The organism is Clostridium sp. CCUG 7971, from assembly GCF_017590215.1.
Classification (GTDB): Bacteria; Bacillota; Clostridia; order Peptostreptococcales; family Peptostreptococcaceae; genus Faecalimicrobium.
On the sequence record NZ_JAFFPK010000178.1, the window covers coordinates 1 to 11431 of the forward strand.

The following is an 11431-nucleotide window of genomic DNA, read 5'->3' on the forward strand; positions in this document are numbered from 1 at the left end:
TTCAGTACTATTTTTTATTTATGCTATTTTACCTTCTTTTCTTTTTTCCTTAATATCTGATAATTTAGGGAATCCAAAAGCTATAGCTAATATTCCAAATAACCCCATCAGAATTGGATAATGTAAATATCTTAAAATCTCAACTGGAGATATTGCCGCTAATCCTGCAGCTGTTAATATTTGAGCTCCATATGGAATCATTCCTTGACAACAAGAAGAGAAAATATCTAATATACTTGCTGATCTTCTTGGATCTATGTCAAATTCTTGTGCTATATCTTTAGCTAATGGCCCTGCCATAACTATTGCTATAGTATTATTCGCTGTACATAGGTCAACTAAAGCTACAAGAGCTGCTATTCCAAATTCAGCGCCTTTTTTATTTTTTATTCTACTTGTTATAAAATGTAGTACAAAATCTATTCCACCATTAAACTTTATAAGTTCAACAATTCCACCTATTACTATAGACATCATACATAATTCATACATTCCTGACATACCCTGTGATGCAGAATCTATAAATCCAAATACATCAAATGAATTTGTTGATATTCCTATTATTGCTGATACAAATATTCCCATTGGAAGTAATGCAAATACATTCATTCCAAATAGTGCTCCTGCTAATACCATTATATATGGAACCACCTTTATTATTTCATAGCTATAATTTTCAGATAACACTACGTCATATCCTGATGTATTTATTCCAAGTATTATTGCTGTTATTATTGCTGCTGGTAAAACTATTAAAAAGTTAACTTTAAACTTATCTTTAAGCTCACATCCCTGAGTTCTAACTGCAGTTATAGTTGTATCAGATATCATAGATAGGTTATCTCCAAACATAGCTCCACCTATTACGGCTCCTATCACTAAAGCCATAGGTATTCCAGTCTTTTCTGCTATACCTATTCCTACTGGTGCTATTGCAGCTATTGTTCCCATTGATGTTCCCATTGAAACAGATATAAAACAACCTATAACAAATAATCCTACTACTATAAGATTTGGTGGTAATATTGATAAACTTAAGTTTACAGTAGAATCTACTCCACCCATGGCCTTTGAAACACTTCCAAATGTTCCTGCTAGTAAGAAAATCATACACATTAATATAATATCAGGCTTTCCTGCCCCTTTACAAAACACATCTATTTTTGTGGAAAATGATTCTTTTTTATTTAACATTAATGCAACACCAGCCGATATAATAAATGCAACTAATACTGGCATTTTATAAAAATCACCTGTTATAATTCCTGTTCCTAAAAATAATAATAAAAATACTCCTAATGGTAATAATGCCAATGCATTACCCTTTTTTATTTCTTTTTCCATACATGTCGCCTCCTCTTATATTTTAATTAATATATAAAAAAGCCTGAGAATAAACTCAGGCTATAATAAGCAATTATTTACTCATCTTTCAGCTATTAGCTGCAGGATTTAGCACCAATGTATATTAAATATACTGGTTGCCGGGTTTCAAAGGGCCAGCCCCTCCACCGCTCTTGATAAGGAGTATTCACTTTTTCTCTTGCTATTTTTTTATAATACTATAATTGTCTAAATATTTCAAGTATTTTTGATTTTTTTAATAATTATTTTTTTATAATTTTTTTAATACTAGTTTTATGCTTTAGCTAGCTCATTTTCTTCATATACTCTAGCATCTTCTTCTCCTAATAATACTCTTAAAATTCCTAGAGATAAAGATTCAAGTTCATTTTCTCCTGGAATAATATCTACTGGTGCTATAAAATCTACTCTTTTTTTAATCATAGAAGTTATCATATTTGAATAAGCAATTCCACCTGTAATAACTATTGCATCAACTTTTCCCTCTACAACCGTTGCTAATTCACCTATACTTTTAGAAACCTGATATGCCATTGCTTTGTGAACAAGTTTTGCCTTTTCATTACCTTCATTTATCATTTTTTCTACATCTCTAACATCAACTGTTCCTAAATACGATACTATACCACCATTTCCTCTTATCATTTTTAGCATTTCTCTATGTGAGTATTCTCCTGAAAAACATCTATCTATGATTTTTTTACAAGGCACTCTTCCAGCTCTTTCTGGTGAAAATGATCCTTCATCATCTGATACAATATCTACCATTTTACCTTTTTTGTGTATACTAACCGTTATACCTCCGCCTAAGTGAGCTACTATTAAATTTAAATCTTTGTAATTTTTATTATTATTTTTACAATGTTTCATAGCCATAGCCCTAGAATTCAGTGCATGACTTAAGCAATCTCTATCCATTCCACAAATTCCAGATAGTCTAGCTATGTCATCAAGTTCATCTACTGCTACAGAATCATATATGTATGCATTTATTTTAAGCTGTTTTGCTATTTCATAAGATATAATAGCCCCTAGATTTGATGCATGTTCAATTATAGGTCTATTTACTAATCTATCTATCATTTGATCATTCACTAAATATGCCCCTGATTTAACTGGTGGAAGTAATCCCCCTCTTCCAACAACTGCATTCAATGTATTTATATCTATATTGTTTTCTTTAAGAACTTTTAGTACCTCATCTTTTCTCATTTCAAATTGATCTTGTATATTATTATATTTTGATATTTCACAAGCAGGATGATTGATTCCTTTTACTAATACTATCTTATCATTATCATAAACTGCTATTTTAGTAGATGTAGACCCTGGATTTACAGCTAGTATTCTATAGATCATAAATATCCCCTTTTTATTTTATTTTCTATAAATTAAGCTATTACTGTATATCTATACTTGTAATAGCTTAATTTAATGCTCTAACTTTTATTTATACTAATTTGTTTGAATAGCTTCACTAGGAATTAAACTCATACCTTCTTTTAAAGCTTTTATATTTATCTCTACAAATTTTTCTTTTACGTTATCTTTTATTATCTTTTCCCAATTAATATATTCTAATTTCATAGATTTAACTAAACTTCCTAATAATATAACGTTCATTATTTTAGCATTTCCAAGTTCTAAAGCTTTATCTGCTGCGCTTAGACAAATAGCATTTAATCTTTCTAGTTCTTCATCTATTTTACTTTCAAGGTATTCTGCTTTACCTGTTAATACTGGTATAGAGTCCATTCTATAGTTATTGTAAATAATTTTACCTTCTGGTTTTAAGAATTTTATCCATCTTAGTGTTTCCATCTTTTCAATGATACTAAAATATCAGCTCCACCTACTTCTATAACTGGGGAATAGACTTTTTCCCCGTATCTAACTTGTGATGATACCGAGCCTCCCCTTTGGCTCATTCCATGTATCTCACTCATTTTTACATCATATCCAGCTTCCATAAGTCCTGTAGTTAATAATTTACTAGCAAGTATAGTACCTTGCCCTCCTACTCCTACTAAAAGAATACTCTTAGTCATACTACATTACCCCCTTAGACACAGAATTATTAGATATAGCCTCTTTTGGACAAACTTGTGAGCAAACCCCACATCCTACACATTGATTTGGATCTATATTTACTTTCTTAGTTTCTTTTGTAAATGATATAGCTGGACATCCTGTCTTCATACAGATTTTGCATCCTATACAATCATCATGGTCTACAATGCATTTACTTGTAAAAGGATTATTAAATTCTTCTAAATCTTCTTTAGAGAATTTTTTAAGAACACACGGCCATCTAGTTATAATTACTGATGGTTCTTCTAAATTAAATGCCCAATCAAGAGTTTCATTTACTTCTTCTAAATTGTTTGGATCTATATTTCTAACATTTTTTATTCCACAAGCTCTGACTAACTCTTCTATATTTACTTCATTAGTCGTTTCGCCCTGTAAAGTATATCCTGTTCCAGGGTTTTGTTGATGTCCTGTCATACCTGTTATTCTATTGTCTAGTATTACAGATACACAATTTCCTTTATTATAAGCAATGTCTAAAAGTGAGTTTACTCCTGTATGGAAGAATGTAGAATCTCCTAAAACTCCAACAACTTTCATATTATTGTCTTGTTTCATATTAAATACTCTTTGAGCTCCGTGACCAGTACTTAAACTTGCACCCATACAAATTACCGTGTCCATAGCATTATATGGTGGCGCAAATCCAAGAGTATAACAACCTATATCACCTGTTACCATTACATTCTTTCTTTTACCTAATTCATAGAAGAAACCTCTATGAGGACATCCTGCACATAATCCTGGAGGTCTTGGTACAACTAATTCTTCATTGAAATCTATAGTAGGATTTGTTTTGCCGTATATAGCTTTTCTAATTACATCTGGTGTCATTTCTCCGTACACAGGTAATATATCTTTTCCAAAACATTCTATACCGTTTGCTTTCATTTGCTCTTCTATAAATGGATCATTTTCTTCTATTACATAGATTTTGTCTACCTTAGATGAGAATTCTTTTATTTTTTCAATTGGAATTGGGTTAGTAAATCCTAACTTCATATATGATGCATCTTTACCAAATACTTCTTGTGCATATGTATAACACATACCAGATGCAACTATTCCAATTTTAGTATCGTTTATTTCGTAATAATTTAAAGGTGTGCTATTCGAAAATTCTTCTAATTCTTTTAATCTTTCTTCTACTGCAACTCTTCTTACTCTAGCATGTGCTGGTACAGTAAGATTTTTCTGAGGGTTCTTGATATAGTCTTTTATTCCTACTTCTTTTCTATCAAAACATTCTACTATTCCTTTTGAATGACATAGCCTTGTCGTTAATCTGTATAAAACTGGTGTGTCGAATTTTTCACTTATATCAAATGCTTCTTTAAACATTTCTTTAGCTTCTTGACTAGTTGAAGGCTCTAAAAGCGCTATCTTAGCGAATTTAGCATAATTTCTATTATCTTGTTCATTTTGTGATGAGTGCATTCCTGGTTCATCTGCTGAAATTAAAACCATACCACCATTTACTCCTGTATATGCAAAAGTAAATAGTGGATCTGCTGCAACATTTATCCCTACATGTTTCATAGAAGCCATAGTTCTAGCACCTGCTAGAGACCCCCCTATAGCGGCTTCTAATGCTACTTTCTCATTAGGTGCCCACTCAGCAACTATGTCATCTTTATATAATGCTACATTTTCTAATATTTCAGTACTTGGAGTACCTGGATAAGCACATGCATATTTAACACCAGCTTCATATGCTCCACGAGCAATAGCTTCATTACCTGTCATTAATTGTTTCATAGTTAAAATCCCCCATAAATAATTATTAATTTATAATCTATTTACTATGTCCCTATATATTTAATGATTTTTGACTTTCTACATATTCAAGTGCATTTTTTATAATACTTGGTGCTATTTTGCATTTTTCTTCTGATACTGCACAAATTGCAAATCTAATACCCATTTTTAATGGTACAGCATAGACATTATCTTTTGTTAATTCTTCTGAAACTTCCATAGGATTATCACATGGTATACTTATAAAGAAGCCATCTCTATATGGAAGTATTGGAAGTCCTACCTTTTTAGCTTCTTTAACAAATATTTCTGCTCTTTTATTTAACATTTCTTTATGAGTATTTTTTTCTTTTGTATATGTTTTTAGCTTTTGTTGGTCTTTGACTATATTAGATAGTAGAGTCATAGCTCCCCTATTACAGTTTGACCAGTTTGCCCTACAAGAATGAACGCATGCATAGTAAAACTCTTCTGCTACATTTTCACAAGACGTTATACATATCGCTGCACCCATTCTCATTCCATAAGCTGTAAATCCTTTTGACATACTAAATCCTACTATTACAAGTACATTTTCTGGAAGATTAGAAAATTTAGAGAAAAATTTTCTACTTCCATCATCATCTTTTGCAAAATCTATATATGCAATATCTACAAATAATATTATCTTCTTATCTTTATCTTTTGCTACTTCTTTTGATAGATTTAAAATTTTATCCCATTCATCATCTGATACACTATATCCAGTCGGATTGTGCGCTGGTGTATTTAATATAGTAAATATTCTTTCCTGTTTAGATGATATTCTTAAAAATTCTTCTTTAAATGAATTAAAGTTGAAATTATTATTTTCGTCAAATAGTTTATATGTAGCAACTTTTCTTCCTATTTCCTCTGTTATGCTTACATATGGACTCCAGAACCAATCAGATGTTAATACTTCATCACCTTCATTAGTATAGTTCCAAGTTGCTAACTTTATAGCACCACTTCCTCCTGGAGATGCTACAGCTTTTACATATCCTTCAGGTAAGTATCCTTTAAAACATATTTTTTTAACTGCTTCAAGGTAATCTGGTTGTCCTTCTAATGCAGCATATGCTGAAATATCTTTATTTTCTAATGATTTGTACTCATTGTATACAGTTTCCATTGTTATTAACTTACCTTCATCGTCCATAAGAGCTCCTATAGTTGCATTTATAACATTATCTTTTCCTATAGCTCTTTCTGCCTTTTGAGCCCTTTCTGATAAATTAAATATTATATCTTTTTTCCTTGGCCACATAGAATGTTTTGCCACCATACTCTGAGTCATAATCAATACCCCCTAATAATATTTTGTAATTTCATTTAAAAGCAACTTATATGCCAATTTAATTATGTTAAATAAAGTCTTTACTATATTAAATATAATTTTTGTTCGGCATAAAAAAATCAGGTATATTACCTGATTTAACATTATTATTTATATGTTTTTTTTAATATTATTTATGTATTAATTCATTTATATTTTAACTAATTTATACATATTAATTTTTATTAACACTAGTTAATATTTGTTAACATTAATAAACTATATATTTTTATTACATTTTTTCCATAATGCAGTTCTGCTTATTCCAAGTATTTGCGATACTTCCGTTTTATTTAAACCTTGGTTTAATAGCATGTCTATAATTTTTTGTTCCACGAAATTATTTATTTCTTTCATATTTATACTTATATTAGCATAGTCAAGTTCAGTATTTTTATATTCATCTTTATAATCTCTATCTACACTAATATAATCAAATTCATTTATAGTATCGTCTAATTTTATTTTACCTGTTACAACATACTTTTGAGCTATGTTTTTAAGTTCTCTAACATTTCCTGGCCAATTATAAGCTTTTAGTTTGTCTATATCTTCTTTATTCAACTTAGAATTTTTTACTACTTTATCTAAATCATCAATGTTTCTATTTTTTAGTATTTCATCTACAAAGTATTCAAATAATGGTACTATATCTTCTTTTCTCTCTCTAAGAGGTGGGATATTTATTTCTAAGCTACTTAATCTATAAAATAAGTCAGCTCTAAATGAATTATTTTTTATTTTCTCAGTTAAAAACTCATTTGTGGCTGCTATTATTCTAATATCTAAAGGTATAATATGATCTGATCCTATTCTCATTATTTGCCTTTCTTCTATAACCCTTAATAATTTAGTTTGAAAATTAAGTGGTAAGCTATTAATTTCATCTAAAAATAGTGTCCCTTCATGAGCTAATTCAAACAATCCAGGCTTACCTCCTTTTTTAGCTCCTGTAAAAGCACCTTCTTCATATCCAAATAATTCACTTTCTAAAAGGCTTTCTGATATAGTTGCACAATTTATTGCAACAAATGTCTTATCTTTTCTTTTACTTATATTGTGCATACTTTGAGCTAATATTTCTTTTCCAGCTCCACTTTCACCATAAAGCAGTGTTGTATAATCAGTCCTTCCAATTCTTTTAGCTTCTTCAATAAATTCACTTGTAACTTTATCTTTAAACATAAAGTCAGAAAATGTATATCTAGCATAAAGTCCTTTTTTATTTAAATCAGCTCTTATTTTTCTTTCCAAGCTTTGTAATTTAGTTATATCTTGAATTATTCCAATTGCTCCATAAATATGACTATCTACTTTTATTAGTTTTGCATCAGTGTTTACTACTGAATTATATATATGCCTTATTTTCCTCTTACTATCTTTCTTAGTATGTAAACATTCTAACAACCATTCCATGTCAGGAAATACGTCTAATATGTATCTATTAGATACATCTTTTTTATCGGCTTTCATTATTTTCATAGCAGTATCATTATATAATAATATATTTCCATTATTATCTATTGCTATTATTCCATCCTTTACTCCATCTAGTATATTTCTTAAAATCTCGTTATCAAATTTTTCCTTTTCAACTGTTTCAAGTAAGTTTTTAGAATATTCTATAGCCTCCTTTATAGAATCATCACTTGCGTCTATAAATACATTATCCATGTTGTACTGTTTCGCAAAAGAACATGCAATCCCACTTCCAACAATAACTACATCATCTTTCTCATCTATATATTTGATTACTTTATTCCTTATTTCATACTTAGATTTAAACCATTCTTCAGATATATCTACGTCTATTATCTCTCTCCATTTATTATAGTCAAAGTCAACTTCATCATATCCTAATATTAATACAACTTTCTTTGAATATGAACTTGCTTCTTTTATAGCCTTTAATAAATCTATTATTTTCATATTTAAAGGTATTACAGGTACATTAACAGTGTCTAAGATTAGTTTATATCCTCCGCCTCTTCCAATTATAACTTGGGCACCTTTATCAACTAACATTTTACCTTGCTTTTCTAATAGATCCATATCTATAATATCTATTATTATTTTTTCTCTTTAACATCTTTATAATATAATTTTTCAATTCTATCTTTCAGTTCTAAATTAGATGCTATTATACCTATTCTCTTTTGCACTATCTATTCTCTCCCCTGTTTTAATATATATTTATTTCTAAATATTTTCCTTTATATAATCTATCTGGATTTTTAATAGTATAAACTATATACCTTCACTCATAGTAATATTCTGTATTATATCATAACTTTATTACTTGTTGAATAAATCAACTTTAATATAAAATTCATATTTATATACAGCTTTGAATATAATTCATATGTAATGTACTAGGTTTTAAGGAGGTATCACAATGCAATTTAGAAATAATAGTAATATATGCATGCCTACAAATAAAGGATCTTTATCTGTAAATGGAAAAGGCTATATTGAAGTGAATGCTGATACAGCTAAATTAAATGCTAGAGTGACTACAGAAAGTAAAAGTTTAGAAGAAGCACAAGAACAAAATAGTAGAATAGTTAATATTTTGCTCACTAGTTTATATGACTATGGAATACCTAAAGAAAATATTCATACTGAAGATATATCTGTAACTAGAAATTATGATTATACTAATAATGTATTAATTTCTTACAGGGTTTCACAGTTAATTAGTATATTAATTACTGATATTTCAAAACTAAAAGATGTATATGAATTAGTAATAGAAAACGGAGCTAATGATGATATAAATGTAGATTTTATGCTTTCAAATCCATCTTATTATTATAGCAAAGCGTTAAAAAAAGCTAGCCAAGATGCTATTAATAAAGCATCTTTATTAGCTAAAAATTTTTCTCTAAAATTTAACCCTGCTCCTTCTAAAATAACCGAAGTTAGTTCTTCACTATATCCAACTACATATTCAACATCTAGTAATTTTCAAGATCTAGCTCCAGGATTAGTTAAAGTTACAGCTGAAATTAAAGCTGTATTTACAACGTTTCCTTTCTAAATCTTATATAGTATAGTATAGTATAGTATAAAAAAGTCTACTATTTCTAGTAGATTTTTATACTATACAGTTTTCTATTTGTATTATATAATCTTTACATTTTTCACAAACTATTATACTAACTATATAACTATTATCAGCTTTTTTTTGCTTACAAAGCTTATTAAATGATAGTCCTTTGTAGTCCTCACTTATATCACTAATTACATATTCATCTTTTTTAGTAAATATATAGAAATGGTACTCTAAAAATCCAAAGAATTTTTGCTTTTCTTTTACTCCAGCTAAGCATTCTGGACATGCTTCTTGATAGTATTCAATATCAAATTCTACATCTTGTGAATTATTTAATATTTCTAGTATCTTAGATGATGTAATTCCTTTTGCAGGCTTTTCATCATCATTTATTAATCCGCTACAATTATCTTGATTTAACACATATTCTTCATCTTCATAAGTAAATTTATATAAACTCATTTCACACCTCATTATTTATTTTCCTATTTCTGATATAAAAGGTACACTTTCTCTTAAAGCTTCCTTATATTCTCCATCCGTTATATATCCCAGTTCATTCATTTTATACAGTATAGTTTCTTGTCTTTTTTTAGCTTCTCTATGTTCTACATATCTTGCTGGATTGTTAGTTATTCCCGCAATCATCGCACACTGGGCTAAAGTAAGTTCACTGACATTTTTACCAAAATAAACTTGTGCACCTTTTCCAACTCCATAAGATGACTTGCCTAAATATATATTATTTAAATATACTCCTAATATTTCATCTTTAGTCATATTTTTGTCCATAGAAATTGCATTATACATATCTCTTAATTTTCTTTTTATTGTTTTGTCCTCATTAGTTATTAAGTTCTTTGATATTTGCATTTCTATAGTACTACCACCTTGAGTAGTATCTGTTAAAATATTATGTAACATAGATCTTACTAAAGATATTGGATCTACTCCCTTGTGATTATAAAAACGTTCATCTTCTATAGATATAATTGCATTTTTTAAGTGTTTCGGTATTTCATCAGTGCTTACTACTTTACTACTAATATATTTTGATTCTAATAATTCTTTAGTTACAGGTTGTGATCCTTTTAATGATGACATTACAAATGCCGATCCTGCTAAAGATAATATAACTAGTGGTATTAGCATAATCACTAACATTCTTTTTAATATTTTTCCGACTTTTCTTTTGTTAGCTTTCTTTTTATTTCTTTTAGCTTTACTAGCTCTAGAACTTGAGTGTGCTCTCTCTCTATCTATTTTATTTCTCTTAATACTCGAATTATTTGCTTTACTATTTTTTTCATAAGATCTATTGTCTTGTAAGTTTCTTGTAATATTCTCACTAGAACTTATTTTTCTTCTTCTTATTTTATTTTCATTATTGTCGTAATAACTCATTTTATCCTCCTCATTCTATAAAATTAATTATACCTTGTTATATTAAATAAATCAAAGAACAAAATTGTAAGATTAAGTTCTAATTTAGGATAAAAAATATAATTTTGTTTTATAGTATAAATTAAAATCATATTTTTATTTATGTAGTAAATTTACTTTTTTTGGGTATCATATATTGTAAATTGTAAAAGGAGGTATATAATATGGCTTACTTTATAACGGATACTTGTATAAGCTGCGGTGCTTGTGAACCTGAATGTCCTGTTGATTGTATTTCCGATGGAGATGATAAATTTGTTATAGACCCTGAAATATGTATAGAATGTGGAGCTTGTAATAGTGTTTGTCCTGTCGACGCTCCTCAACCAGATTAAATACATAAAAAAAGAAAAGCTTAAGCT

9 protein-coding genes, 1 pseudogene and 1 riboswitch are annotated in these 11431 nt (G+C 28.7%); of the genes and pseudogenes, 2 read left to right on the top strand and 8 right to left on the bottom strand.

From position 1 onward, the window contains the following. Positions 1-18: 18 nt before the first annotated feature. The 6 genes and pseudogenes from JWF52_RS17890 to JWF52_RS17915 all read right to left on the bottom strand — a co-directional run bounded on the left by JWF52_RS17890 (position 19) and on the right by JWF52_RS17915 (position 8623). A complete protein-coding gene (locus tag JWF52_RS17890) occupies positions 19-1344 on the bottom strand; it encodes a Na+/H+ antiporter NhaC family protein (RefSeq protein WP_208334843.1) in 1326 nt (441 codons plus the stop codon). 78 nt (positions 1345-1422) lie between these two features. After that, a riboswitch (SAM riboswitch) is annotated at positions 1423-1527 on the bottom strand. A gap of 111 nt (positions 1528-1638) precedes the next feature. Next, a complete protein-coding gene (gene buk, locus JWF52_RS17895; protein WP_208334844.1) occupies positions 1639-2724 on the bottom strand; it encodes a butyrate kinase in 1086 nt (361 codons plus the stop codon). Between the two features lie 96 nt (positions 2725-2820). After that, positions 2821-3413 (bottom strand): annotated as a pseudogene (locus tag JWF52_RS17900) (indolepyruvate oxidoreductase subunit beta). A 1-nt stretch (position 3414) separates the two neighbouring features. After that, positions 3415-5214, bottom strand: a complete 1800-nt coding sequence (gene iorA, locus JWF52_RS17905; RefSeq protein ID WP_208334845.1) for an indolepyruvate ferredoxin oxidoreductase subunit alpha — start codon at positions 5212-5214, stop codon at positions 3415-3417. Positions 5215-5266: 52 nt separating this feature from the next. Then, the gene (locus JWF52_RS17910; protein WP_208334846.1) at positions 5267-6532 is read right to left on the bottom strand and encodes a pyridoxal phosphate-dependent aminotransferase; all 1266 of its coding nucleotides are present in this window, start codon (positions 6530-6532) and stop codon (positions 5267-5269) included. Between the two features lie 258 nt (positions 6533-6790). Next, positions 6791-8623 (bottom strand): sigma 54-interacting transcriptional regulator, encoded by a 1833-nt coding sequence (locus JWF52_RS17915; protein ID WP_286184263.1) that lies wholly within the window; start codon positions 8621-8623, stop codon positions 6791-6793. Between the two features lie 343 nt (positions 8624-8966). On the opposite strand from JWF52_RS17915, the gene JWF52_RS17920 reads away from it, so the two are divergent. Further along, a complete protein-coding gene (locus JWF52_RS17920; protein WP_208334847.1) occupies positions 8967-9611 on the top strand; it encodes an SIMPL domain-containing protein in 645 nt (214 codons plus the stop codon). A gap of 57 nt (positions 9612-9668) precedes the next feature. Here JWF52_RS17920 and JWF52_RS17925 read toward each other — a convergent pair whose 3' ends face one another. Together JWF52_RS17925 and JWF52_RS17930 are read right to left on the bottom strand one after the other, a co-directional pair. Further along, on the bottom strand, positions 9669-10088 hold the full coding sequence (locus tag JWF52_RS17925; protein ID WP_208334848.1) for a DUF3785 family protein: 420 nt from the start codon (positions 10086-10088) through the stop codon (positions 9669-9671). A 15-nt stretch (positions 10089-10103) separates the two neighbouring features. Further along, positions 10104-11030 carry a transglycosylase domain-containing protein gene (locus JWF52_RS17930; RefSeq protein ID WP_208334849.1) on the bottom strand — a complete coding sequence of 309 codons (927 nt, stop codon included), beginning with the start codon at positions 11028-11030 and terminating at the stop codon, positions 10104-10106. 203 nt (positions 11031-11233) lie between these two features. On the opposite strand from JWF52_RS17930, the gene fdxA reads away from it, so the two are divergent. Continuing rightward, complete coding sequence (gene fdxA, locus JWF52_RS17935; protein ID WP_208334850.1) at positions 11234-11404, top strand: 4Fe-4S ferredoxin; 171 nt, start codon at positions 11234-11236, stop codon at positions 11402-11404. The last annotated feature ends 27 nt before the right edge of the window (positions 11405-11431 follow it).